Below are 23,558 nucleotides of genomic sequence, written 5' to 3'. Positions count from 1 at the left end.
TCCGCCTGGTTGAACGAGGTCCCCGCCTGCGCGGGGACGCAGCGCCCATCAAATCAGGCAAGCTCCTTCAGCAGCGCATCGAGCGTGGTGCCCAGCTCGGAAGGCGAGGCCGCCACGCGGATGCCGGCGTCTTCCATCGCCGCGATCTTGTCCTCGGCGCCGCCCTGGCCGCCCGAGACGATTGCCCCGGCGTGGCCCATGCGGCGGCCCGGAGGCGCCGTGCGGCCCGCGATGAAGCCGGCCATCGGCTTCTTGCGCCCGCGCTTGGCTTCGTCCTTGAGGAACTGCGCCGCTTCTTCTTCGGCCGAGCCGCCGATCTCGCCGATCATGATGATCGACTTGGTCTCGTCGTCGGCGAGGAACAGCTCGAGCACGTCGATGAAGTTGGTGCCGTTGACCGGGTCGCCGCCGATGCCGACCGCGGTGGTCTGGCCGAGGCCGATGTTGGTGGTCTGGAACACCGCTTCATAAGTGAGGGTGCCCGAACGGCTGACGACGCCGACCGAGCCCTTCTTGAAGATCGAGCCGGGCATGATGCCGATCTTGCACTCGTCCGGGGTCAGCACGCCGGGGCAGTTCGGGCCGATCAGGCGCGACTTCGAGCCCTGCAGGGCGCGCTTGACGCGGATCATGTCGAGCACCGGGATACCCTCGGTGATGCACACGATCAGTTCCATCTCGGCGTCGATTGCCTCGAGGATCGAGTCCGCGGCGAACGGCGGCGGGACGTAGATGCACGACGCGGTCGCGCCCGTGACGGCCTTGGCCTCGGCCACGGTGTCGAAGTTGGGCAGGCCGATGTGGGTCGTGCCGCCCTTGCCGGGGGTCACGCCGCCGACCATCTGCGTGCCATAGGCGAGCGCCGCTTCGGTGTGGAACGTACCGGTCGCGCCGGTCATCCCTTGCGTGATGACCTTGGTGTTCTTGTTGACGAGAATGCTCATTCAATCAGCTCCTGGGGGAGAGTTACTCTATTTGGTACCGCGCCCCCGCGAAGGCGGGGGCCTCCATCCGTCAAGCGGACCGCTTGGCCGAACGAGGTCCCCGCCTGCGCGGGGACGCAGCGTGTCAGGCGTTTCAGCCCAGGTTACCGTCGATGCCCTTGCAGGCGACCAGCAGTTCCTTGACCGCGTCGACCGAGACCTGGAGGCCGGCCTTGTCTTCGTCGTCCAGCTCGATTTCGATCACCTTCTCGACGCCGCCGGCGCCGATCATGACCGGCACGCCGACATAGAGACCGTCGAGGCCGTACTGCCCGTCAACGTAGGCCGCGCAGGGTAGGATGCGCTTCTGGTCGTTGAGATAGGCCTCCGCCATGGCGATGCCAGAGGCGGCCGGAGCGTAGAATGCCGAGCCGGTCTTGAGCAGGGCGACGATCTCGCCGCCGCCGCCGCGGGTGCGCTTGACGATCGCGTCGATCTTTTCCTGCTTCGACAGGCCCATCTTGACGAGGTCGGGCACCGGGATGCCGTTGACGGTTGAGTAGCGCACCACCGGGACCATGGTGTCGCCGTGGCCGCCGAGCACGAAGGTGTTCACGTCGCGCACCGACACGTCGAACTCGTCGGCGATGAAGTGGCTGAAGCGCGCCGAGTCGAGCACGCCGGCCATGCCGACGACCATGTTGTGCGGCAGGCCCGAATATTCGCGCAGCGCCCAGACCATCGCGTCGAGCGGGTTCGTGATGCAGATGACGAACGCGCCGGGGGCGTGGGCCTTGATGCCTTCGCCGACCGCCTTCATCACGTTGAGGTTGATGCCGAGCAGGTCGTCGCGGCTCATCCCCGGCTTGCGGGGGACGCCGGCGGTGACGATGATGACGTCCGCGCCCGCGATGTCGGCATAGTCGTTGGTGCCGGTGATCTTGGCGTCGAAGCCTTCGACCGGGCCGCACTGCGAAAGGTCGAGCGCCTTGCCCTGGGGCACGCCGTCAACAACGTCGAAAAGGACGATGTCGCCCATTTCCTTCTGGGCGGCGAGGTGGGCGAGGGTCCCACCGATATTGCCCGCGCCGATCAGCGCGATCTTCTTGCGTGCCATGCTCTGTCCTTCCCTTGCGCGGGACCAAGGCCATTGCGAGCCGCAGACGCCCACCCGTGCCCCGCGAGACGGGCAGGCGCGATGCGGATTCGGTTCGCCCTAGGCCGGTGGGAAGGGGATTGCAACCGCCAAAAGTCCCGTATTCCGGGCTTTCAATGATAATGGTTCGCAATATCAGGAAGCGACGCGACGAGCACCGTCAGCGCGCCGCACCCTGTCCCTTTCCGCTACGGCGCGCAAGCAGCCGCGCGGCGCGGCGGCGGTCGAAGGTGCCGCACACCGCGGCCCAGCGATCGTGGGCGGCAAGGTCGCCGGCGGCCAGCGCTTCGAGCGCCAGTTCCTCGGCGCGGGCCGGGGTGGCAAGGCCATTGGCGGCGAACAGACGCAGCGCCGCGGCGAGCACCGCATCGGCCTCGGTCGCCTTGGCGCGGTTGTCGTTGGCCGCGCGCAAGGGGCCGCGCCTGAGCTCGCAGGCGAAGGCGGCGGCGGGCCAGCCGAATGCAGGGGTGTGACGGATCATTGCCGGGTATCCTTTCGTCCGTCGGTCTCTCGGACGAGGCTCTAGCGCGGGCGGCCTAACGCGGGGTTCGGCGGTCTGGTTTCCGGAGTGTTTACGATGCTTCTACAGGCCCACCCCTAACCCCTCCCGCATGCGGGAGGGGGACTATGCTCCGCGATTGTGTGAGAGCGCTGCTTATTCTCCCACTCCCGCTTGCGGGAGGGGGCCGGGGGGTGGGCCTGTCTCAGCCTATCCCGTCGGCTGGGCGATCCACTTGCCCGCGTTCTCGTACTCCGGCCGCACCGAGCCCGAGCCGGAGGTCGCCGCGCCGCCTTCCAGCCCCTGTGCGCGGAACAGCGTCTCGCCGCCGCGCTGCTGGAGCGCGGGCGCGTATTGCGGGGTCGCGGCGGGCGCGGGCGCGGCGTCGGAGTGGATCGCGGCGCGCGTGGCCGGAGGAAGCGCGGCTTCATAGGCCTTGGCGAGCTGGACCGGATCGAACGCGGTGGTCGGCTCCGGCGTCCAGGTGCGCGGGTGCGGGGCAGGGATCGGCTCGCGCCCGGCATAGACCGCATTGAACGCCGCCGGACGGCCCGCTGCGCCGGCCCAGCGGTAGAAGCGGTGCGCACCGATCGTGCCGATATAGGCGAGGCTGTCGGCCCAGTAGGGATGGATCGCGGTGGTGTGGTAATGCGTCGCGAGCCCGACCGGGGCATAGACGTATCCGGCCATCGCCTCACTCGCAATCCGCCGCGCCCGTTCCCAGAAAGCGAGCATGGGCTTGCGCGCCAGCGAGCCGTCGCAGGTGAAGCTGAACTGGCACCCGGTGCGCAGTTCCGAGCCCTGGTAGACCACGCCGCAGACGGTGTTGGGATAGCTGGGGTGCGCCACGCGGTTGAGCACGACCTGCGCCACCGCGCGCTGGCCGGCGTCGGGCTCGCTCGCCGCTTCATAATAGATCGCGGTGGTCAGGCATTGGATCGCCCGCGAGCGGTCTTCCGGCGCCGTGACCGAAAGCAGCGGCCGCGCCGCGGGGCCAGCCGGGGAGGCAGCGCTGGCGAAGCTTTCGTCATAGCGGTGGTCGTCCCACGCGGCCTGCGCCGCCTTGGGCGCGAGCACGCCGCTGTCCGACTGGTCCATGTAGTAATAGGCCGAGCCGGGGAAGTTATCGCCCGCGCTCTCGAACGGCATCGCAGGTCGTCCGCCCGCGGCCTGCGCTGCGTCGATCGCCCCGCCGCCCCAGCCGATCGGGCCCAGGATCATGCCGAGCAGGATCACGCCGAGGATCCCCAGCGCGCGCTGTCGCCGCGCCTTGTTCGGGCGCAGGGCGCGGGCGATGGTCGTGGCATCGCGGCGCCGGATCCGCGCCTCGAAGTCGCGCGGGCGCAGGTCTTCCGGCAGGGGAAGCGGCGGCACCGGGCGGTAGGCGATTTGGAGCGGCATCGGCGGGATGGGCGAGTCCTGAAAGTTGTCCGGCCCGGCTAGCGCGCACGCGCCGCCCCCGCACCCGCGCATTTGCCGGCGTGCCGATCCGGCACACGGGCCGCGACTAGCATTAAGGCGTTAACGAAACGGACCCGTCCGGTTGTCCCCAACCCCACCGTCATTGCGAGGCCGACGGCCGAAGCAATCCAACGGTTTGCACCGGCCCTGGATTGCCGCGCCGCTTCGCGGCTCGCAATGACGTTGTGGGGTGATCTTGGGCGAGGGACCCCTGGCAACCCAGCAACCTTCGACCGTCATTGCGAGGCCGAAGTCCGAAGCAATCCAGCGTTTCGCGCCCCCCCTGAATTGCCGCGCCGCTTCGCGGCTCGCAATGACGATCCCTGCATCTGCCGCTTCCCGGCTCGCAATGACGGTTGCATTGCAGCACGCCCGGGCATAGAGGCCGCCGCGACGCCAACGGTGCCCCGCGAGGGGCTTCAAAGGGAACCCGGTTCAATGCCGGGGCTGCCCCCGCAACTGTAACCGGAGAGCGCCTTGCCCACGATGCCACTGGCGAAAGCCGGGAAGGCGGGCAGGAGCGTGATGACCCGGGAGCCAGGAGACCTGCCGCTGGTGGTCGCTTCCGCAGCCGGGCGGGGTGTACCGGGTGCAGTCGAGGGCGTTCCCGCGCATGGTCCCGCGCGGCGCTCCCGTCACGGGCGACGATTGTCGTTCGTGGACCGGGAGTGAAGAATGCGTTCCAAGTACCTGCTTTTGCTGACCTCGGTTCTGGCTGCAAGCCCCGCGCTGGCGCAAGAGGACGAAGTCTATTCGGTCGCCAACCGCCAGCCTGCCACCGCCATCACCGTCGTCGCCACCGGCTCGAAGACCCTGATCGCCGACACCGGCCAATCGGTCAGCGTGATCGACCATTCCGAGATCCAGGCCGTGCAGGGTCCCGACCTCACCCGCGTGCTCGAGCGCCTGCCCGGCGTGACCTTCTCGCGCAACGGCGACCTCGGCGCGTTCACCGGCGTGCGCGTGCGCGGCGCGGACGCCGAGCAGGTGCTGGTCCTGCTCGACGGGGTGCGGATCAACGATCCCGGTGCGCCGGGCGGCGGCTATGACTTCGGCTCGCTGCTCGCCGGCGGGATCGAGCGGGTGGACCTGCTGCGCGGCTCGAACTCGGTGGTCTGGGGCAGCCAGGCGATCGGCGGGGTGATCGCGCTGACCAGCCGCAAGCTAGACGGGATCGAGGGCGGGGTGGAATACGGCGCACGCGACAGCGTCACCGCCGATGCCGCCGCCGGGATCGCCCGAGACGGCTACGACATGTCGCTGAACGGCGGCTATTCGCGCACCGACGGCATTTCCGCCTCGGCCGCCGGGACCGAGCCCGACGGCTTCCGCCAGTGGCGCATCGGCGGGCGCGGCAGCGCGGTGCTGGCGGGGGCGCTCTCAGCCACCTTCGCCGCCCGCTATGCCGACAGCAAGCTGGAGATCGACGGATTTGGCGGCCCGCCGGACTATGCCTTCATCGACACGCCCGAGTACCAGACCGCCCGCGAAGCCTCGGGCCGCGCCGGGCTGACCTATGCGTCGTACCCGCTGGCGCTCGATGCCGGGTTCGCGATTTCCGACACGCGCCGCGAATATTTCGACGCCCCCGGCGCGGCCGGGCCGAACTATGCGACCAAGGGGCGCAGCGAGCGCGCCGACCTGTCCGGCAGTTATCAGTTCGGCAGCGGCGTGCGGTTGGACTTCGGCGCGGACAGCGAGTGGACGCACTTCTCCACCCTGTTCGATCCGGAGGTCGATGCCCGACTGTCGAGCGGCCATGCCCTCCTTGGCTATGACGCGGGTCGCTTCGATATCGCCGCGGGCGTGCGCTATGACGACCACAGCCGGTTCGGCGGGGAGTGGACGTTCGGTGCCAACGGCAGCGTCGGGCTGGTCGACTCGCTGCGCCTGCGCGCCAGCTACGGCGAGGGCTTCAAGGCGCCGACCCTGTTCCAGCTTTACTCGAACTTCGGCAACCAGGCGCTTGTTCCGGAACAGAGCCGGTCCTACGACGCCGCGCTTGAATGGGGTGACCGCAACCAGCGCTTCCACGCCGCGCTGACCCTGTTCCGCCGCGACAGCCGCGACCTCATCGACTTCGTCTCGTGCTTTGGGGTGACCACGGGCATCTGCACGAACCGCCCGTTCGGCACTTACGACAACGTCGCCCGCGCCCGCGCCGAGGGCTTCGAGGCGGAGCTTGGCGCGAAGCTCTCCGAGCGCTTCACCGCGCAGGCGGCCTATACCTACGTCAAGGCGACCAACCGCACCGCCGGGGACTTCCGCGAAGGCAACGACCTCGCCCGCCGCCCGCGCCACGCGCTGACCGTCTCGGCCGACTGGGACAGCCCGTGGGGCCTCGCGCTCGGCGCGGATTTGCGGCTGGTGGGCGACAGCTTCGACGACAGCTTCAATTCGGCCCGCCTCGACGGGTACGAACTGGTCACGCTGCGGGCGAGCCTGCCGGTGACGCAGCAGGTCGAGCTGTACGGCCGGATCGAGAACCTGTTCGACGTCGATTACGCCACCGCCGCCGGGTACGGCACGCCGGGGCGCTCCGCGTTCGTCGGCGTGCGGGGGCGGTTCTGAAGATCCGCAACGCCCTGCGCTCCCGCGAAGGCGGGAGCCCAGTGCGGCAGAGGTCGTGCTGGCCGCTGTGGGTCCCCGCCATCGCGGGGACCCTGGGGCTCACCGGCTGCACTCTTGCGCCCGCGCCGGCCCCGCTCGCGCAACAGCGCCCGACCATCGTCAGCCTCAACCCCTGCGCCGATGCGGTGCTGGCCGAGGTCGCCGATCCCGCGCAGCTGCTGGCGATCTCGCACTACAGCCACGATCCGCGCTCGACCTCGATGGACCTGGCGACGGCCCGGCGGTTCCGCGCGGTCGGCGGGACGGTCGAGGAGGTGCTGGCGCTGAAGCCCGACATGGTGGTTTCGGGGACCTTCCTCGCGCCCGCCACCCGCGCCGCTTTCGAACGGCTCGGCATCCGGGTCGAGCTTCTGCCGATCGCCGCGACCGTCGAGGAGAGCGAGGCGCAAGTGCGGACCCTCGCCACGCTGGCCGGCCATCCCGGGCGCGGCGAGGCGATGGTCGCGCGGATCGACGCCGCGCTGGCAAGGGCCGCACCCGCGCCGGGTGAAGCACCGGTGTCCGCGCTGGTCTGGCAGTCGGGCGGGATCGTGCCCGGGCAGGGGACGCTGATCACCGACCTGCTCGGCCGCACCGGCTTCACCAGCTTCAGCGCCGCGCGCGGGATGGGACAGGCCGACGTCATGCCGCTCGAGACGGTGCTCGCCGATCCGCCGCGGTTGATCCTCACGGCGGGCGATGTCCACGGCGAGGAAGACCGCATGCTGGCCCATCCGGCGCTGGCGGAGTTGCCCGGAACCCTGCGCACGCGGTTCGCGCCGTCGCTGCTCTATTGCGGCGGTCCGACGATTGCGAAGGCGGCCGAGCGGCTGGCCGAGGTGCGGGCTTGGGTGACGTCAGCCCGACAGCAGACCCTGCGCCCCCGCGAAGGCGGGGGTCTCCCTCCGTCAAGCGGACCGTATGCGGTACGAGGTCCCCGCCTTCGCGGGGACGCACAGGTTGTTGCAGGCGGACCTTCGCGATGACCCGCCCCGTCCCCCTGCTCCTCGCCGCGCTGGCGCTGCTTGTCCCGCTTTCGCTGCTGGCCGGACGGGTGTGGATCAGCCCGCTCCAGCCGCTCGGCCCGGAAGCCAGCGTCATCCTGATGGAGCTGCGCCTGCCGCGCGCGGTGCTGGCGCTGGTGGTCGGCGCGGGGCTGGGGGCGAGCGGGGCGGCGATGCAGGGGTATTTGCGCAATCCGCTGGCCGATCCGGGCCTGTTCGGCATCGCGCCCGGGGCGGCGCTCGGCGCGGTGCTCTCATTCTACATGGGCTATGCCGCGCAACCCTTTGCCCTGCCATTGTTTGCCCTCGCCGGGGCGGCCGGGGCGATGGCGCTGCTCGCGCTGATCGCCGGGCGGAACGGGTCGGTCGCGCTGTTCACGCTGGCGGGGATGATGATCGCGAGCCTGGCCGGCGCGCTGACCAGCCTCGCCATCTCGCTCTCGCCCAACCCGTTCGCCTTGTCGGAGATCGTCACCTGGCTGATGGGGGCGCTGACCGACCGTTCGTGGCGCGAGGTCTGGCTCGCCGCGCCGCCGATCCTCGCCGGGATCGTGCTGCTGCGCATGGCCGGACCGGCGCTCGATGCGCTCACCCTGGGCGAGGCGGCGGCGCGCTCGCTCGGGATCGCCCCGGGGCGGCTGCAGTGGCTGGTGATCGGCGGGGTCGGGCTGACCGTCGGCGCGGGCGTCGCGGTGGCCGGGATCATCGGCTTCGTCGGGCTGATCGTGCCGCACCTGCTGCGCCCGTTCACCGACCGGCGACCGTCGTCGCTGATCGTGCCCTCGGCGCTGGCGGGGGCGCTGCTGCTGCTGCTCGCCGATTGCCTGTGCCGGATCCTGCCGATGGCCAGCGAGCTGCGGCTGGGCATCGCGCTCAGCCTGCTCGGCGCGCCGTTCTTCCTCGCGCTGCTCCTCCACCTGCGCCGGGGGATCGCCTGATGCTCGCTGCCGAGCACCTCCACCTCAAGCGCGGCAAGACCGAAATCCTGCGCGGGATTTCGCTGGCGCTGCGGCCGGGCGAGGTCACCGCGATCTGCGGTCCCAACGGCGCGGGCAAATCGACCTTGCTGTCGGCGCTGGCCGGGCTCGAGCGAGACGAGGGCCGGGCGCTGCTCGATGGCACCCCGCTGCGCCGGATGACCCCGCGCGAGCGGGCGCGGGCGATCGGCTACCTGCCGCAGTCGGGCGAGGTCGCGTGGAACGTCGATGTCGCGACATTGGCCGGGCTGGGCCGCCTGCCGTGGGACACCGGCGCGGCAGAGAACGACGCGGCAGTTGCTGCGGCTCTGACCGCCCTTGACTTGGACGCGCTGGCCACGCGCCCCGTCCACGCGCTGTCGGGCGGCGAGCGGGCGCGGGCGCTGCTGGCGCGGGTGCTGGCGGGGACGCCGCGCTGGGTCCTGGCCGACGAGCCGCTCGCCGCGCTCGACCTCGCGCACCAGATCGCGCTGCTGGCGCGGCTGCGGGCGCTGGCCGCTGAGGGCTGCGGGGTGGTGCTTGTGCTCCACGACCTGTCGCTGGCGATGAACCATGCCGACCGAGTGGCGGTGCTGAGTGGCGGCACGCTGGTCGCCGACGGGCCGCCGGAAGAATCGCTGGCCGAAGGGGTGATCGAGCAGGTCTGGGGAGTGCGAGCGCGCTGGCTCGGAGGGCAGGGAGCCCGCGCGCTCGCCGCCGTCTAGCGCCGTTTCCGCGGCTGTCGCAGCGCGGCGCCGAAGCGCCGGAATGCGGCCTCGCCGCCCCGGTCGAGGAACCGGGCGACCATCGCCTCGCGCAAGGGCCCGCGCGGGGGAAGGTCGGTGCCGAGCAGTTCCTCGATCCAGATCCGGGACAGCGAATGCGATTCGCGGGAAGGGCGCAGAGACGACATGACCCGCTTGTCGCAGCTTGCCGCGTTAACCACTGTGCGGAACCGCACAGCGCGGCGAGTTCAGCCGTGCTTTTCGATCAGCAGGTCGTCGTGGCGCGATTCTCCCAGCGCCACGGCGAAGGATTCGATGAAGTGTTCGGCAAAGGTCTCCCGCTCGCGCGGCGAGATCTGCTGGACGACATGCGGGCAATCGGTCCCCGGCGGGCAGAACAGGCTCTGCGCCGGCGGGCGTTTGCGATCGTGTAGTTCGGCCACCATGGTCATCGGTCTTGTGTATGCCCTTGCCCCCGAGGGGGCACTTTTCGCGCCCCGACAGGCGCTGCCCTCACCGGCCGTGCCCGTCGCCTTTCGCGACAATAGCATGACCGATTTGCGCGGCATAGCATGGTGCAGATCGGATTAATTGTATCAAGGCGACACGCCCGTTTCATCTGCGGTTCAGCCTGCGCTATGTTTTCTTGCACCCGGGAGATTGGTCCGGAGTGGTGTGCAATTCGTTGACCGGATGGCCTGATACCACCAATCTGGACTGACCTGGTGAGGGGGCAATTTCTGTCGCTGATTCCGATGCTTGCGCTTGCCGCCCTGACACCGGCTGCAGCGGCGGGCGACGACGTGTCGCCCGCGAGCGTGACCATGAGCGCGGCGGAACTGTTTACGTTTGCCGACACCGCACGCGACCGCGGTGATTTCGAAACGGCCGAGGCCGCCTACCGCGCGCTGTCCGGCAATCCCGACGTTGAAGTTCGCAGCGAGGCCCGGTTCCGCCTCGCCATGATGCTGGCCGACCGCATGGGCAAGCCGCGCGAGGCGGCGGTCGAGCTGCGCAAGATCCTCGATGAAAAGCCCGATGCCGTGCGCGTCCGGCTGGAACTGGCACGGATGGATGCGGCGCTCGGCAACCTCGGCGCGGCGGAGCGCGAGCTGCGTGCGGCCCAGGCCAGCGGCCAGTTGCCGCCGGAAGTCGAGCAGGCGGTGCGGTTCTATGCCGGCGCGCTTGCCGCCAGCAAGCCGCTGGGCGGCAGTCTCGAAATCGCGCTCGCGCCCGATACCAACATCAACCGCGCCACCCGGTCGGACACGCTGGGGACGGTGATCGGCGATTTCGTGCTGAGCGACGATGCCAAGGCCCAGTCGGGCCTCGGCCTGTCGGTGCGCGGACAGGGCTACGTGCGCCTGCCGCTGGGCAAGGGCTCGCGCCTGCTCGGGCGGGTTTCGACCAGCGGCGACATCTACCGCGATTCCGATTTCAACGACATCGCCGTGGCGCTGCAGGCCGGGCCGGAGTTCGTCGCCGGCAAGGACCGCTTCTCGTTCGCCGCCGGGCCTGTCTGGCGGTGGTACGGGATGAAGCCCTACAGCCGCAATTTCGGGATGACGGGGCAGTGGCAGCACCCGCTGTCGAAACGCGCCCAGCTGCGCCTCGACATGGGCGCGAGCCACCTCGACAACCGCCGCAACGATCTTCAGGACGGGGCTGCCTACAACCTCGGCCTCGGCATCGACCGCGCGTTCTCGTCCCGCTTCGGCGGGGGGGTGCAGGCCACCGTCAGCCGCACGGCCGTAGCCGATCCCGGCTATTCCGACCTCACCGGCGGCGGCAGCCTCTACCTGTTTCGCGAGTTCGGCCGGACCACGGCGGTGGTCTCGCTCGGCTATTCCCGGCTCGAGGCGGACAAGCGCCTGCTGCTCTATCCAAAGCGGCGGGTGGACGACCGCCTGACCGCGAGCGGCAGCCTCACGCTCCGCCGCTTCCGCATCGGCACGTTCGCGCCTTATGTCCGCGTGCGATACGAGCGCAACGCCTCGAGCGTCGGAATCTATGACTTCAACCGGGTGGCAGGGGAATTTGGCCTGACCGCCGCATTCTAGAACAAGGGGAGACGGGACGCATGACACGCAAGGACTATCGGATCGCGCAGGCCTCGATGCTCGCGCTCTCGCTGATGCTGGCCGGATGCGGCGGCGGCGGTGTGAACAGCACGCCGACCCCGGTGCCGACGCCGACGCCGACGCCCACGCCCACGCCCACCCCGACGCCTACACCGACTCCCACGCCGACCCCGACGCCGACACCGACGCCAACTCCCACGCCGACGCCTACTCCCACCCCGACGCCGACACCGACGCCAACTCCCACGCCGACGCCAACTCCCACCCCGACGCCAACTCCCACGCCTACACCTACACCTACACCTACACCTACACCTACGCCTACGCCTACGCCGACCCCAACGCCGACTCCAACGCCCACACCTACGGCGAACGACGACCTGGTTACGCCGCTCGTCTCGGAATCGTTCAAGAACAGGGCCGTGGTCGGTACCGCCAACTATCCGACGAACGGCAACCCGGGCAGCGCCACGGCGACCACGACCGCGCTGACCATCAGCTATAACGCCACCAACCAGAGCTACTCGGTCAGCTCGGGCGGGCGGACGCAGACATTCCTGCCCTCGGACCTCGATTCCGCCAGCAGCACCGCGCAGCTCAAGGTGTTCAAGAAGGTTTCGGGCAACGTCACCGACACGCTGTCGCTGACCCAGCCGGGTACCTCGGGCAGCCTGACCTACCAGTACGTCGGTGCCGGGTACTTCCAGCGCACCACGCAAAGCGCCTCGACCATCTCGGCGACGATCGACGCCTTCGTCTATGGCGTGCCGACCACCGACGCGACCGTCCGCCGCACCGGCGCGGCGCGCTATGCGGTGGACATTCTCGGGGTCTACGCGTTCACCGACCAGCCGGTCTCGATGCGCGGCACCGGCACGATCGACGTCGATTTCGAGACGTTCAAGATCATCGTCAGCGGTGGCTACCAGGAGTTTTCCTCGACCGGCGCGCTCACCGGCTCCGGCGGGATCAACGGCAACAACCTGGTGATGAGTTCGAACACGAACTTCTTCAACGGCCAGGTCACCGTCGGGACCATCGCCTCGATCCTCAACGGCCAGTTCTTCGGGCCGAACAGCGAGGAAGTGGGTGCGGCGATCTCGGGCACCGATCCGCTCAACGGCATTGCCGTGGTCGCGACCCTGCTCGGCCGCAAGAGCCAGGAGCTGACCACTGCCAAGACCAACACCGACCTGGTCAACCTGACCAAGAGCGTCTCGTTCGTCTCGAATTCCCAAGGCGCGCGCTTCGCCCTCGACAGCGGCGGGGCCTATTCGGGCACGACCTTCCGCGGCAATTCCAACATCAGCTACAACGCCGACACCCAGACCTACACCGTCAGCAGCACGACGCCGACCTTTACCGGCGGGCCGGGGCAATATTCGCAAAGCTTCGCCCCGGCCGATGCCGATGCGAGCCAGACCGACGGCCAGTTCCGCGCCTTCACCAAGACGGTGAACGGGGAGACCAGCACGCTCAAGCTGTACAAGCCGGCGGGTTCGAACAGCGACATCCAGCTGACCCACACCGGCCTCGGCGTGCTCAAGACCAGCAAGAGCGGCGAGCGGACCGAGACCTGGTTCATCTATGGCCTGCCCAGCAATGCCGGCGGCACCTTCGCCGCGGCGACCGGCAGCGCGACCTATACCGGCAAGGTCTTCGGCACCGCGCAAGGATCGCTGGCCTCGGGCGGGGTGGGCTCGCTGTCGGGCGCGGCGAGCCTTTCGGTGAACTTCACCGCCGGCACGCTCAGCGGCCAGATGACGCCGACCGCGACCTTCGCCGACAATTCGACGCTGGCACTGGGGACGTACCTGTTCACCAATGGTGCGCTCAATTCGGGTTCGCCCAACGGCTGGCAGGCGAGCATCGACGGACCGGGCGACGATAGCGGCTCGATCGCCGGGTGGTTCTTCGGCAACGGCTACACCGAGGTCGGCGGAAGCTTCTTCGTCGATACCTTCGCGACCCCGGCCGCCAACGAATACAGCCTGACCGGCGCGATCGTCGGCAAGAAGGACTGACGGCGCTCTCCCCCTCCCGCCTGCGGGAGGGGAACCGGTTGCCTCGCCCCGCCGCCTCGGCCATGCACCGGGCATGACCGCGCGCCGCCTGACCCTCGCGTTCCTGCCGCTGTGGGCGCTGCTGTGGTGGGCGGCGTTCGGGGCGTCGATCGGCCAGGGGTTCATCGCCGACGACTTCACCGTGGTCCCGGTGACCTTCGCCGAGGCGTGGCACCAGGCGACGCATACCCAGTACCTGCGCCCGGTGTGGTGGCTGTCGTACCCGCTGATGAACGCCGCGTTCGGGCCGAGCGCGCTCGCCCATCACCTCGTGGGTCACGTACTGCACCTCGCCAACTGCGCGCTGGCGTTCGCGCTGCTGCGGCGATGGATCGGCGAGGGGCGGGCGCTCGCGGCGGTGCTTGCCTGGAGCCTCGCCCCGCAGGTCGCGTTCCCGGTCGGCTGGATCGCCCAGCGCAATGACTTGCTGATGACGCTATTCGTGCTCCTCGCCCTGATCGCCGCGGAGCGTGGGCGACGCGGGGCGGGGGCGGTGCTGTACCTCGCCGGCTACCTCGCCAAGCTGACCTGCCTCGCCCTGCCGCTGGCGCTGCTCACCCGGCATGGCCTGCGCCGCGCGAAGGGCGACCCGGCCGCCGGGGTGATCCTGACCGCGCTGGGGGTGGCGGGGGTGCTGTGGGGGCTCCAGTTCTATGAGCCCGGACCACACCTCGCCGCGCTCGGGCCCGGATTGCGGCTGGTCAACACCGCCAAGAACCTCGCGCTCGGCCTCGCGCTCACCGCCGTCCCGCTGCCGTTCATGGGCACTGCGTGGAGCATCGCCGCGTGGAGCCTGTTCGCGGTCCTGCTCGGCCTCCTGTGGCTGCGCCATGCCCGGGCGAGCGAGGCGGCGACGCGGCTGCTGCTCCTCGCCGCGCTTTCCGCGCTGCCGCTGGCGCTGATGGCGGAGCTGAGGATCACCTACTTGATGCTGCTGTTCCTGGCTGGAGCACTGGCCGCGCTGCCCGCGCCGGAGACGCCGCGCGCGCTGATCGCGGCCACGCTCGCCGCCTGGCTCGCCTTCGCCGTCCCCGCCAGCCACCAGACGATCGCCCGCATGGCGAGCGACCAGTTCGACCCCGCCAACCGCACCCGCGAGCTGCCCGAAGGCGGGTTCTACCCGGCCGACACCTACGGCGACCTGCGCCGCTGTCAGCAGCGTCTGGTGGGCGGGTAGGGAGACACGAGCCCACCCCCCAACCCGCTGTTTGCGTTCGCAAACGCCTCCGGCTCCCCGCAAGCGGGAGGGGGAGAATAGCGCTTCAGGTCCCTCTCCCGCTTGCGGGAGGGGTTAGGGGTGGGCCTGATTTGCGGGGGGTGGGCCTGATGTCGGGGGGGCGCCCGACTTACCGCGCGCAGTATTCGGTATAGCCCTCGCGGCAGAGCTTCACCGCCCGCCGCCACTCGGCCATCGCCCGCTGGTATTCGGCGTCGGAGTCCGGCGCGGCGCGGGTCGCGGCCCAGCCGGCGGCATAGCCCCGGTCCCGCGCCTGAGTCCGCTCGAGCTCGGCGGCGTTTAGGTTCCGCGTGACCGCTGCATCTTTCTGCCGCAGCACCCGGTCCTTCATCGCCGGATCACGCGGATCGTCGGCCTGCGCAGCCACGGGAGCCAGCGCGGCGACAAACGCCAGCGCGGCGGCGAAACGAACATGCGACATCGGTGCGACCCTCCAGTCCCTGAAGCGCTTTCAATGGCTTGTGGGCGGAGCCGAGGCAACGGGTTTGCGATGGGGCGATCCCTCGACCCGCCGCAGGATGAGCAGGAGCGTGGCGCACAGCGGCACCAGCCAGGTCAGCCGGCCTTGATAGCGCGGCGTTGGTCCGGACAGAACTCCGCACATCACCGCGTTGAGGACAATGATCACGACGATGCCTAGCGCGATGGCCCCGAGCTCCCGCTCTCTCGGCGTGACCTTATCTCGCGCAAAGCGGCGGCCGAGCAAGCCAGCGCGGCCCGCTCCGGCCAGCACGACCACAAGCCCGGCGAAGAACACCACGATCTGCAGCGGGTCTGTCACCGTGAACGGATAAGCGCCCTGGTACGAACGGCTCCCGGTAATCTCTGCGGTGCGTGCCGGAAGGGCGGCATGGAGCATCGTGTCCCACGACCGCCGGGTCGCGCCGATCTCCCCCGCCACGCCAAAGGTGCCGAGCTGGGCAAGCGCATTGCCTGTCGCCGCGCGGACCGCCAGCCACGGGGCATGCCGGACCGCGCCGAGGACGAAGGCGAGCTGTTCGTCCTCCATCCGCACGCGGGTGTCGTAGTCCGCCGCCTGGAAGATCGACTCTACCGGATCCACGGACCACAGGATGTCGTTGTGATCGCTCATCCGCTTGCCCCGGAAGGCACAGATGGCGAAGGCATCCGGGTCCCGGCAGGCCTCGGCGAGGTAGAGCCGTCCCGGCCCGTCGGCGAGGATCCGCGCCATCAGATAGGGCGGGCTGCGCGGCTTGTCGTGAAGCAGAACCTGGCAGGCAAGCGAGAACACCGGCCCCCCCGCCAGTCCAAGCGCCATCGCGGCGAACGTCCACTTGAGCCGTCTGGCGATCGCACCCCACGCGAGGCCCGAGCGGCGCAGTGCGAACAGACAGAACAGGATCGTCAGCCCCGCGAGCGCGAGGATCGTCGCGTGGGCAAGGATCGCGAATGCGGTAAGGGCGGCCAGCCCCGCGCGCTCCCATGGGCCGAGCCATTCTGCCGGGGCCGCCAGCAGGAGCAGGCCGACGATCGCGTAGCCGGCGAACACGTCGGGCATCACGAAGCCCGCGAAATAGGACAGCGTCGATCCGGCGGTCAGGACGGCGCACAGGCCGAGGAACGCTGCGCCCTTGCTCTGCCTCGGCAACGCGAGCCGCATCGCCAGCCACACCAGCCAGCTCCCCGCCAACGCCTGGAACACGACCGCCGGCCACAGTCCCAGCCACCCGACTAGGGGGGCGAGCACGACGGAGAAGTAGGGCGAGCGCCCGCCCACGTACGTCAGCGATTCATTTCGATCGGGCGCGGCAGGCACCGCAGCGGCGGCTGGGGCGGCACTTGCCTTCCCGGCGAATGAGTTTGCGTCCGCCCCGCCGAGGCCCGGGAACGTCACATGCGCCGCGCCCCAGATCGACTGGCCGGTCTCGAGGTAATGGGTCGTGTCATAGAACACGAACGGCGCCCGATTGACCAGCGCCGGCACCAGCAGGATCGCCGCACCGAGCAGGACCAGCGCCAGCGCGCGCAGCCGCGCCATTATCGGAACACCCACTGCCGGTTCAGCAGGAACACGATCACCGGGGTGACGAACACCGCCGGCGGGACCGGCGTCCAGGTGGCGAGGTCCAGCCGTTCGACCAGCAGCCACACCCAGAACGAGTTGAGCCCATAGCTGACCAGCGACACCGCGAAGAACTTGCCGCCCGTCCGCACCAGCCCGTGCCGCTCGCCATGCCCGCGGAAACTCCACCGCGAATGGACGACATAGCCGATGGCGACCGCGGCGAGATAGCCGATCGTCCACGCCAGGTTGGGGTTCATCCCCGCCGTGGTCGCCAGCACCCAATAGACCCCGACGTTGGCGACCGAGGCCAGCCCGCCCGTCGCCGCATAGCGAAGGAACTGGCTCGCGGTCTCGCGCCAGTCGCCCGTCGCGCCCCCCATCCCGCTCACTCCGCGCGCTTCTGCGCGGGGATCGAGAGGTACGCGAGCCGCCGCACCTCGCGCCGCCCGCGCACCACGGTGTCGAGGATCAGCCCGGTGAACAGGCACAGGAACGATACGATCACGAGTCCCGTCGAAAGGATCGCGGTGGGGAAGCGCGGGACCAGCCCCGTCTCGAGGTAAGTGAACATCAGGGGGATCGCGAGGATCACGGCAGCCAGGAAGCACAGCGCGCCGATCGTCCCGAAGAACGGGATCGGCTTCTCCACCCGGTAGAGCGTCGCCATCGTCCGCACGATCCGCAGCCCGTCGCGGTAGGTCGACAGCTTGGATGCCGAGCCATCGGGCCGCGCGCCATAGCGGGTCTCGATCTCCGCCACCGGCATCCGCAGTTCGAGCGCGTGAACCGAGATCTCAGTCTCGATCTCGAACCCGCCGGACAGCACCGGGAAGCTCTTGACGAAGCGCCGCGAGAACACCCGGTAGCCGCTGAGAATGTCCTTGAAGGCGCGACCGAACAGGCGGGCGAGGGTGCCGGTGAGGATGCGGTTGCCCCATTCATGGCCCGGGCGATAGGCTGCGGAAACCTCGTGCTGTCGCGCGCCCACGACCATGTCCAGCTCACCTTCGACCAGCGCCGCGATCATTGCCGGCGCGGCCGCGGCGTCATAGGTCGCGTCGCCATCGGCCATGACGTAGATGTCGGCCTCGACGTCCGCGAACATCCGGCGGACGACGTGGCCCTTGCCCTGCATCGTCTCTGTCCGCACCACCGCCCCCGCCGCGCGCGCGACCTCCGCCGTGCGATCGGAGCTGTTGTTGTCATACACATAGACGACCGCACCTGGGATCGCCGCGCGAAACCCCGCGACAGTCGCGCCGATAGCGACCTCCTCGTTATAGCAAGGCAGCAGCACCGCCACGCGTGCGTCCGACAAAACGACCCCCCGGGCATCGACTAACGACGGCTAACCTTCGCAGACGCAGCAATAATGGGGAAGGGCGAATGCGCCCATGGCAGATCCCAGATTGATCCAATGTGGAAGCGCCAAGGTGTCTATGGCTTTCAGTCGTTGGCTGGGCGGCTACCGGGCGGGATGGAATCGCAATCGAGGCCGACGATCTCAATGGCCTGCTCCACACGCTCTATCGCCAAGAGCAGCTCCCGGTGTTGAGCGGTGCGGGCAGTTGCGTTTGCCCTCATCTGGTTGATGAGCGCCTTTGAAGCTGCAGCAATGACGATCGACAAAAGCACAAGTCCGATAAAACTGTCCATCATCTGTGGCAGCTTCCCAAGCGGAAATGAGTTCTCCCGCTCCTTCTCTCCAACAATCAACCGCTTGCCAAGTTGCATCGCGGGGCATCGCTTCCCAAATGGTGGAAACTCCGGCGCGGGGCTTCTCCGGCGGCGGCGGCGGGGGGCTCTGCGCCCTTGCCTGAATCGAACAAATCTGGAACAAACCCGGCGCATGTCCCTTTCGACCATTTCCGTGCGCGGTGCGCGCGAGCATAACCTCAAGGGGATCGACGTCGATCTCCCGCGCGACAGCCTGATCGTCATCACCGGGCTGTCGGGCTCGGGGAAGAGCAGCCTCGCGTTCGACACGATCTATGCCGAAGGGCAGCGCCGCTATGTCGAGAGCCTCTCGGCCTATGCGCGCCAGTTCCTCGAGATGATGCAGAAGCCCGATGTCGAGCATATCGACGGGCTCAGCCCCGCGATCTCGATCGAGCAGAAGACCACCAGCCGCAACCCCCGCTCGACCGTGGCGACGGTGACCGAGGTCTATGACTACATGCGCCTGCTGTGGGCGCGGGTCGGCGTGCCCTATTCGCCCGCCACCGGCCTGCCGATCGCGGCGCAGACGGTCAGCCAGATGGTCGACCGGGTGATGGCCCTGCCCGAGGGTACACGCGCCTACCTGCTCGCCCCCGTGGTGCGCGGGCGCAAGGGGGAGTACCGCAAGGAACTGCTCGAGTGGCAGAAGGCCGGCTACACCCGCGTCCGCATCGACGGGGAGATGTTCGCGATCGAGGACGCCCCGGCGCTCGACAAGAAATACAAGCACGACATCGAGGTGGTGGTCGACCGCATCGCGGTGCGCGACGGTATCCAGACGCGGCTGGCGGACAGTTTCGAGCAGGCGCTCAAGCTGGCCGAGGGGCTGGCCTATGTCGACCTGGCGGATACGACGGTGGCGGAAGTCACCAGCCGCGCCCCCGCGAAGGCGGGGGCCTCGGGCGGTAGTGCACAGCCGATGGAGGTCCCCGCCTCCGCGGGGACTCAGGGCAGGAACCTCAAGGGCGCCGGCCTCCCGCCCAACCGCATCGTGTTCAGCGAAAAGTTCGCCTGCCCCGTCAGCGGCTTCACCATCGAGAGCCTCGAGCCGCGGCTGTTCTCGTTCAACGCGCCGATGGGCGCGTGCCCGGCCTGCGATGGCCTCGGCGAAAAGCTGCTGTTCGACGACCAGCTGGTCGTGCCCAACGAACACCTCTCGCTCAAGCAGGGCGCGATCGTGCCGTGGGCGAAGTCAAACCCGCCGAGCCCGTACTACATGCAGGTGCTGGCGAGCCTCGCCGCGGAGTTCGGGTTCAGCCTCGAAACCCCGTGGGCCGAGCTGCCGGGCGAGGTGCGGCTGGTGATCCTCCACGGCACCGGGGGCAAGCCGGTCCCGCTCACCTTCATCGACGGCAAGAAGAGCTACACGGTCAAGAAGGCGTTCGAGGGCGTCATCGGCAACCTCAACCGCCGCCTGCTGCAGACCGAGAGCGCGTGGATGCGCGAGGAGCTGGGCAAGTACCAGACCGCGCAGCCCTGCGAGACCTGCCACGGCGCGCGGCTGAAGCCCGAGGCGCTGAGCGTCAAGGTCGCCGGGGCGGACATCTCGTCCGTCACCCGCCGCTCGGTCGCCGCGGCGAAGGCGTGGTTCGACGAGCTGGAAGGCCAGCTCACCGACCAGCAGCGCCAGATCGCCAAGGCCATCCTCAAGGAGATCAACGAGCGGCTGGGCTTCCTCAACAACGTCGGGCTCGATTACCTCAACCTCGACCGCACCAGCGGCACCCTCTCCGGCGGGGAGAGCCAGCGCATCCGCCTCGCCAGCCAGATCGGCAGCGGGCTGTCGGGCGTGCTCTACGTGCTGGATGAACCCAGCATCGGCCTCCACCAGCGCGACAACGACCGGCTGCTGGAAACGTTGAAGCGACTGCGCGACCTCGGCAACACGGTCATCGTGGTCGAACATGACGAGGACGCGATCCGCACCGCGGACCACGTGGTCGATCTCGGCCCCGGCGCGGGCGTCCACGGCGGCGAGATCGTCGCGCAGGGCACCTTGCAGGACATCCTCGCCAGCCCGGACAGCCTCACCGGCCAGTACCTCACCGGCGCGCGCAGCATCGAGGTGCCGGCCAAGCGCCGCAAGGGCAACGGGCTCAAGCTTACGGTCGAGGGGGCGCGGGCCAACAACCTGCGCAACGTGACGGCGAGCATCCCGCTCGGCACCTTCACCTGTGTCACCGGGGTCTCCGGCTCGGGCAAGTCGAGCTTCACCATCGACACGCTCCACGCCGGCGCCGCGCGCACATTGAACGGCGCGCGGGTCATCGCCGGGCCGCACGACCGGATCACCGGCCTCGAACACTGCGACAAGGTGATCGAGATCGACCAGTCGCCGATCGGCCGCACCCCGCGCTCCAACCCGGCGACCTACACCGGCGCGTTCACCCTGATCCGCGACTGGTTCGCCGGCCTGCCGGAGAGCGAGGCGCGCGGCTACAAGGCCGGGCGGTTCAGCTTCAACGTCAAGGGCGGCCGCTGCGAGAAGTGCCAGGGCGACGGCCTGATCAAGATCGAGATGCACTTCCTCCCCGACGTCTACGTCACCTGCGAGGAGTGCGCCGGCAAGCGCTACAACCGCGAAACGCTCGAGGTGAAGTTCAAGGGCCACTCGATCGCCGACGTGCTCGACATGACGATCGAGGACGCGGAAGAGTTCTTCAAGGCCGTTCCCCCGATCCGCGACCGGATGCACATGCTGAACGAGGTCGGGCTTGGCTACGTCAAGGTCGGCCAGCAGGCGACGACGCTGTCCGGCGGCGAGGCGCAGCGGGTCAAGCTCGCCAAGGAACTCAGCCGGCGCTCGACCGGGCAGACGCTCTACATCCTCGACGAGCCGACCACCGGCCTCCACTTCGAGGACGTGCGCAAGCTGCTCGAGGTGCTCCACCGCCTGGTCGACCAGGGCAATTCGGTGGTGGTGATCGAACACAACCTCGACGTCATCAAGACCGCCGACTGGATCCTCGACCTCGGCCCCGAAGGCGGCATCCGCGGCGGCGAGCTGGTGGCCGAGGGCACGCCCGAGCAGGTGGCGCGCAACCCGCGCAGCTTCACCGGCCAATACCTCGCGCCGCTGCTGGAGCGGGGCCGGGTGGCGGCGGAATAACCCTCTCCCCCTCCCGCTTGCGGGAGGGGGCCGGGGGGTGGGCCTGTTGGTCGTTCGCGCAGCGAGCAGCGGGTCGGCGCTGGATCGGGTTCACGCAAAGGCGCAAAGGAAGAAGAGAGGCGCAAAGCCAACCCTCCCCGGAATGGGGGGAGCCGAAGGCGTGGCCCTTGGGCCACAGCGGGACCGCCGTAGGTGTTGGAGGGGCACCCGCCGTGAACGCGGGCATCAAGATCACGATGGTGAGAGCGGCCGTCCGCGCAGCGGGCGGTGGAGCGGTGACGCAGGGCGGCGCTGGAATGGGTGCACGCAGAGACGCGGAGACGCAGGGAAGCGGGATGGCTACGCGTCGTGACACGGGGACATGCTATTGCGTGTCCCCGCTCGGCGCGCTGGTGGTGGGAATTGGGGATTTAGTAAAGTGTCACCGTAATCCTGTCACCGTAATCCTGAGTGTCACTGTAATCCTTGTGACGGCAAGGTTCATGAGAACAGGCGATCAAAGTCGTCTGTTGCCTCATCTGGCGAAGCGCCAGGTTCGCTGGCGGCTGGGGAGGCTTCGGCCTCCCCATTCTCGTTGAGCCGTTGATCCTCTTGCGAGATCCCAGCGGCTTCCTTTCCGTAATGGGTGATCCGAAAGAGGCCTTCTCCTGCGCTTTCGACAATGCCGGCCTTTTTATAACCAGACATCTGCGAACGGAGCGTCTCTTTTCCAACTTGATGCCCCACAAGGGACGCAGCCGTAATCAAGTCCGCATATCCAAACTCTCTACCATGCACTGTTTGCATGATCTTCTGCCAGTGCCCAGTTAGCTGCCTCGTCCGCTGCCTCCCGGCAGCGGGCGTAATCTTGACTGCCCGTCGAGTGGACGCACTGGCCGGGGCTTCGGCAATATAGTCCATGGCCACGCGAAACCCCTCTAGCCGGGCCCTCGTCGTCTCAAGCCACTGCTCTGCCGCTCGAAGCGCCGCCTGCTTGTTGCGAACGTCTATCTCAGCTGCGCGAACAGCATCTTCAAACTCCGCCTGCTTTTTCGTCAGCATGTTCATGTCATCCGTATAGCGGACCATTTCGTTCGCTGCAACCACTAAGCCCTACGCATTATGCATAACCGAAGGCGTTTGTCCCCAGTATGTTCTCAGCGCATGATTTCAATATTGACGACGCGTATAGGATATGGCACAGCGCGCGAGACGGTGCGTTGGCTCGAGTGGTTGAAGGCAGCCGATTGTCATTCGGTAGAGGAGTGATGTCCTCCGGGGGTTCGAATCCCTCACGCACCGCCACTTGAACGGAGTTGCCTGAGCGCGCGCACATCACCTCGGCGCGCTCAGTTCCGTTTCTTGTTGAAAAAGTAACCTCTCCGCGCTATCTTAAGATCGTAGCCCAGCAACATCACCGGCAACGCCGTGCTAGGGTTGCAGTCTTAGTCTTCGGACTAGGTGGCGGTGCGTGACACCACATTTCAAGGGCCGTCCTTCGGGGCGGCCCTTTTGCATTCCGCTAACGTTAGCGAACTTGGTTGAGGCGAGTGCCAGGGGCAGCACCCGCGCCTCCGATCCTCACGCTGGCCGAACTCTTCCAGAACAAGCGTCCCGACATTCCGTGGGTCGATGCGAGCGTGCTGAAAGCGGCGAAGCGCGAGGATGCTGGGGAGCCTGCTCTAGAAAATATTTTCTATTTTTTATTTTCCATGAACTCGATGAAGTCGGTCCAGGAGATTTCGACGCCGTTCTTTTTGTGCGTCCTTCCAGCGCACCAGATAAGCTTTGTCTTGGTGACAGTGAGGTCGCCGAGCCTGTCCTCTCCGTTTGGTGTGTAGACATCAAGTTGTATACCTGCATTTTTAACAATCTGTTCTACATTGTATTCTGTAATCCAAATCTTCATAATAAACTCCTTTGTTGTTGAAGGTAGGTATACCATAACCTATATTTACTGATATTGCAAGTATATTGTTGACATTTTTCCTGTCCTACACACTCCAATCC

Annotated in this window: 22 protein-coding genes, 1 tRNA gene and 1 riboswitch; of the genes, 11 read left to right on the top strand and 12 right to left on the bottom strand. The window is 68.2% G+C overall.

The window, feature by feature from the left end:
• Positions 1-53: 53 nt before the first annotated feature.
• The 4 genes from sucD to AC3WLD_RS13925 form a co-directional block, all read right to left on the bottom strand.
• Complete coding sequence (gene sucD / locus AC3WLD_RS13940) at positions 54-944, bottom strand: succinate--CoA ligase subunit alpha (protein WP_492557575.1); 891 nt, start codon at positions 942-944, stop codon at positions 54-56.
• 133 nt (positions 945-1,077) lie between these two features.
• The gene (gene mdh / locus AC3WLD_RS13935; protein ID WP_492557574.1) at positions 1,078-2,040 is read right to left on the bottom strand and encodes a malate dehydrogenase; all 963 of its coding nucleotides are present in this window, start codon (positions 2,038-2,040) and stop codon (positions 1,078-1,080) included.
• Positions 2,041-2,239: 199 nt separating this feature from the next.
• The gene (locus AC3WLD_RS13930; protein ID WP_492557573.1) at positions 2,240-2,560 is read right to left on the bottom strand and encodes a hypothetical protein; all 321 of its coding nucleotides are present in this window, start codon (positions 2,558-2,560) and stop codon (positions 2,240-2,242) included.
• A gap of 228 nt (positions 2,561-2,788) precedes the next feature.
• On the bottom strand, positions 2,789-3,979 hold the full coding sequence (locus tag AC3WLD_RS13925; RefSeq protein ID WP_492557572.1) for a cell wall hydrolase: 1,191 nt from the start codon (positions 3,977-3,979) through the stop codon (positions 2,789-2,791).
• A 443-nt stretch (positions 3,980-4,422) separates the two neighbouring features.
• A riboswitch (cobalamin riboswitch) is annotated at positions 4,423-4,607 on the top strand.
• 107 nt (positions 4,608-4,714) lie between these two features.
• On the opposite strand from AC3WLD_RS13925, the gene AC3WLD_RS13920 reads away from it, so the two are divergent.
• The 4 genes from AC3WLD_RS13920 to AC3WLD_RS13905 are packed head-to-tail and all read left to right on the top strand — an operon-like array spanning position 4,715 to position 9,334.
• Positions 4,715-6,610 (top strand): TonB-dependent receptor plug domain-containing protein, encoded by a 1,896-nt coding sequence (locus AC3WLD_RS13920; RefSeq protein ID WP_492557571.1) that lies wholly within the window; start codon positions 4,715-4,717, stop codon positions 6,608-6,610.
• Between the two features lie 41 nt (positions 6,611-6,651).
• The gene (locus AC3WLD_RS13915) at positions 6,652-7,635 is read left to right on the top strand and encodes an ABC transporter substrate-binding protein (RefSeq protein ID WP_492557570.1); all 984 of its coding nucleotides are present in this window, start codon (positions 6,652-6,654) and stop codon (positions 7,633-7,635) included.
• On the top strand, positions 7,632-8,591 hold the full coding sequence (locus AC3WLD_RS13910; protein WP_492557569.1) for a FecCD family ABC transporter permease: 960 nt from the start codon (positions 7,632-7,634) through the stop codon (positions 8,589-8,591). Before AC3WLD_RS13915 ends, AC3WLD_RS13910 begins: the two co-directional genes overlap by 4 nt.
• Entirely contained in the window at positions 8,591-9,334 is a 744-nt protein-coding gene (locus tag AC3WLD_RS13905; RefSeq protein ID WP_492557568.1) for an ABC transporter ATP-binding protein, read from the top strand. The genes AC3WLD_RS13910 and AC3WLD_RS13905 overlap by 1 nt, the downstream gene beginning before the upstream one ends.
• Here the strand turns inward: AC3WLD_RS13905 and AC3WLD_RS13900 are convergent.
• Together AC3WLD_RS13900 and AC3WLD_RS13895 are read right to left on the bottom strand one after the other, a co-directional pair.
• Positions 9,331-9,522, bottom strand: a complete 192-nt coding sequence (locus tag AC3WLD_RS13900; protein ID WP_492557567.1) for a hypothetical protein — start codon at positions 9,520-9,522, stop codon at positions 9,331-9,333. The two genes, AC3WLD_RS13905 and AC3WLD_RS13900, sit on opposite strands and share 4 nt — an antisense overlap.
• Before the next feature lie 60 nt (positions 9,523-9,582).
• Entirely contained in the window at positions 9,583-9,786 is a 204-nt protein-coding gene (locus tag AC3WLD_RS13895) for a hypothetical protein (RefSeq protein WP_492557566.1), read from the bottom strand.
• Between the two features lie 303 nt (positions 9,787-10,089).
• Between AC3WLD_RS13895 and AC3WLD_RS13890 the strand changes: the two genes are divergently transcribed.
• The 4 genes from AC3WLD_RS13890 to AC3WLD_RS13875 all read left to right on the top strand — a co-directional run bounded on the left by AC3WLD_RS13890 (position 10,090) and on the right by AC3WLD_RS13875 (position 14,655).
• Positions 10,090-11,394 (top strand): surface lipoprotein assembly modifier, encoded by a 1,305-nt coding sequence (locus tag AC3WLD_RS13890; RefSeq protein WP_492557565.1) that lies wholly within the window; start codon positions 10,090-10,092, stop codon positions 11,392-11,394.
• Between the two features lie 85 nt (positions 11,395-11,479).
• A complete protein-coding gene (locus AC3WLD_RS13885) occupies positions 11,480-11,920 on the top strand; it encodes a hypothetical protein (protein ID WP_492557564.1) in 441 nt (146 codons plus the stop codon).
• Entirely contained in the window at positions 11,838-13,439 is a 1,602-nt protein-coding gene (locus AC3WLD_RS13880; RefSeq protein WP_492557563.1) for a hypothetical protein, read from the top strand. The genes AC3WLD_RS13885 and AC3WLD_RS13880 overlap by 83 nt, the downstream gene beginning before the upstream one ends.
• 73 nt (positions 13,440-13,512) lie before the next feature.
• Positions 13,513-14,655 carry a hypothetical protein gene (locus AC3WLD_RS13875; RefSeq protein WP_492557562.1) on the top strand — a complete coding sequence of 381 codons (1,143 nt, stop codon included), beginning with the start codon at positions 13,513-13,515 and terminating at the stop codon, positions 14,653-14,655.
• A 169-nt stretch (positions 14,656-14,824) separates the two neighbouring features.
• Here the strand turns inward: AC3WLD_RS13875 and AC3WLD_RS13870 are convergent, their stop codons facing one another.
• The 5 genes from AC3WLD_RS13870 to AC3WLD_RS13850 all read right to left on the bottom strand — a co-directional run bounded on the left by AC3WLD_RS13870 (position 14,825) and on the right by AC3WLD_RS13850 (position 18,475).
• A complete protein-coding gene (locus AC3WLD_RS13870) occupies positions 14,825-15,136 on the bottom strand; it encodes a hypothetical protein (protein WP_492557561.1) in 312 nt (103 codons plus the stop codon).
• A 30-nt stretch (positions 15,137-15,166) separates the two neighbouring features.
• Entirely contained in the window at positions 15,167-16,714 is a 1,548-nt protein-coding gene (locus tag AC3WLD_RS13865; protein WP_492557560.1) for a hypothetical protein, read from the bottom strand.
• The gene (locus AC3WLD_RS13860; RefSeq protein ID WP_492557559.1) at positions 16,714-17,121 is read right to left on the bottom strand and encodes a GtrA family protein; all 408 of its coding nucleotides are present in this window, start codon (positions 17,119-17,121) and stop codon (positions 16,714-16,716) included. The genes AC3WLD_RS13865 and AC3WLD_RS13860 overlap by 1 nt, the downstream gene beginning before the upstream one ends.
• A gap of 5 nt (positions 17,122-17,126) precedes the next feature.
• Positions 17,127-18,059 carry a glycosyltransferase family 2 protein gene (locus AC3WLD_RS13855; RefSeq protein WP_492557558.1) on the bottom strand — a complete coding sequence of 311 codons (933 nt, stop codon included), beginning with the start codon at positions 18,057-18,059 and terminating at the stop codon, positions 17,127-17,129.
• A 128-nt stretch (positions 18,060-18,187) separates the two neighbouring features.
• Positions 18,188-18,475: a hypothetical protein gene (locus AC3WLD_RS13850; RefSeq protein WP_492557557.1), complete on the bottom strand. Its 288-nt coding sequence runs from the start codon at positions 18,473-18,475 to the stop codon at positions 18,188-18,190.
• Positions 18,476-18,590: 115 nt separating this feature from the next.
• Between AC3WLD_RS13850 and uvrA the strand changes: the two genes are divergently transcribed.
• Complete coding sequence (gene uvrA, locus AC3WLD_RS13845) at positions 18,591-21,569, top strand: excinuclease ABC subunit UvrA (protein ID WP_492557556.1); 2,979 nt, start codon at positions 18,591-18,593, stop codon at positions 21,567-21,569.
• A gap of 480 nt (positions 21,570-22,049) precedes the next feature.
• On the opposite strand, the gene AC3WLD_RS13840 is transcribed toward uvrA, so the two are convergent.
• Complete coding sequence (locus AC3WLD_RS13840; RefSeq protein ID WP_492557555.1) at positions 22,050-22,616, bottom strand: hypothetical protein; 567 nt, start codon at positions 22,614-22,616, stop codon at positions 22,050-22,052.
• A 146-nt stretch (positions 22,617-22,762) separates the two neighbouring features.
• Between AC3WLD_RS13840 and AC3WLD_RS13835 the strand changes: the two genes are divergently transcribed.
• Together AC3WLD_RS13835 and AC3WLD_RS13830 are read left to right on the top strand one after the other, a co-directional pair.
• Positions 22,763-22,853, top strand: a tRNA-Asp gene (locus AC3WLD_RS13835).
• Between the two features lie 245 nt (positions 22,854-23,098).
• Entirely contained in the window at positions 23,099-23,389 is a 291-nt protein-coding gene (locus tag AC3WLD_RS13830; RefSeq protein WP_492557554.1) for a hypothetical protein, read from the top strand.
• The last annotated feature ends 169 nt before the right edge of the window (positions 23,390-23,558 follow it).

This window comes from Novosphingobium sp. FW305-C-111, assembly GCF_058783565.1.
Note: the sequence above shows the minus strand (reverse complement) of the source record. Positions and strands in the feature narration are given on the sequence as shown.

What these genes read in the sequence shown, in the direction of transcription:
- sucD (WP_492557575.1), bottom strand. Translation starts at nt 944, where the DNA reads ATGAGCATTCTCGTCAACAAGAACACCAAGGTCATCACGCAAGGGATG.
- mdh (WP_492557574.1), bottom strand. Translation starts at nt 2,040, where the DNA reads ATGGCACGCAAGAAGATCGCGCTGATCGGCGCGGGCAATATCGGTGGG.
- AC3WLD_RS13930 (WP_492557573.1), bottom strand. Translation starts at nt 2,560, where the DNA reads ATGATCCGTCACACCCCTGCATTCGGCTGGCCCGCCGCCGCCTTCGCC.
- AC3WLD_RS13925 (WP_492557572.1), bottom strand. Translation starts at nt 3,979, where the DNA reads ATGCCGCTCCAAATCGCCTACCGCCCGGTGCCGCCGCTTCCCCTGCCG.
- AC3WLD_RS13920 (WP_492557571.1), top strand. Translation starts at nt 4,715, where the DNA reads ATGCGTTCCAAGTACCTGCTTTTGCTGACCTCGGTTCTGGCTGCAAGC.
- AC3WLD_RS13910 (WP_492557569.1), top strand. Translation starts at nt 7,632, where the DNA reads ATGACCCGCCCCGTCCCCCTGCTCCTCGCCGCGCTGGCGCTGCTTGTC.
- AC3WLD_RS13905 (WP_492557568.1), top strand. Translation starts at nt 8,591, where the DNA reads ATGCTCGCTGCCGAGCACCTCCACCTCAAGCGCGGCAAGACCGAAATC.
- AC3WLD_RS13900 (WP_492557567.1), bottom strand. Translation starts at nt 9,522, where the DNA reads ATGTCGTCTCTGCGCCCTTCCCGCGAATCGCATTCGCTGTCCCGGATC.
- AC3WLD_RS13895 (WP_492557566.1), bottom strand. Translation starts at nt 9,786, where the DNA reads ATGACCATGGTGGCCGAACTACACGATCGCAAACGCCCGCCGGCGCAG.
- AC3WLD_RS13890 (WP_492557565.1), top strand. Translation starts at nt 10,090, where the DNA reads ATGCTTGCGCTTGCCGCCCTGACACCGGCTGCAGCGGCGGGCGACGAC.
- AC3WLD_RS13885 (WP_492557564.1), top strand. Translation starts at nt 11,480, where the DNA reads ATGCGGCGGCGGCGGTGTGAACAGCACGCCGACCCCGGTGCCGACGCC.
- AC3WLD_RS13875 (WP_492557562.1), top strand. Translation starts at nt 13,513, where the DNA reads ATGACCGCGCGCCGCCTGACCCTCGCGTTCCTGCCGCTGTGGGCGCTG.
- AC3WLD_RS13870 (WP_492557561.1), bottom strand. Translation starts at nt 15,136, where the DNA reads ATGTCGCATGTTCGTTTCGCCGCCGCGCTGGCGTTTGTCGCCGCGCTG.
- AC3WLD_RS13865 (WP_492557560.1), bottom strand. Translation starts at nt 16,714, where the DNA reads ATGGCGCGGCTGCGCGCGCTGGCGCTGGTCCTGCTCGGTGCGGCGATC.
- AC3WLD_RS13860 (WP_492557559.1), bottom strand. Translation starts at nt 17,121, where the DNA reads ATGGGGGGCGCGACGGGCGACTGGCGCGAGACCGCGAGCCAGTTCCTT.
- AC3WLD_RS13850 (WP_492557557.1), bottom strand. Translation starts at nt 18,475, where the DNA reads ATGCAACTTGGCAAGCGGTTGATTGTTGGAGAGAAGGAGCGGGAGAAC.
- uvrA (WP_492557556.1), top strand. Translation starts at nt 18,591, where the DNA reads ATGTCCCTTTCGACCATTTCCGTGCGCGGTGCGCGCGAGCATAACCTC.
- AC3WLD_RS13840 (WP_492557555.1), bottom strand. Translation starts at nt 22,616, where the DNA reads ATGAACATGCTGACGAAAAAGCAGGCGGAGTTTGAAGATGCTGTTCGC.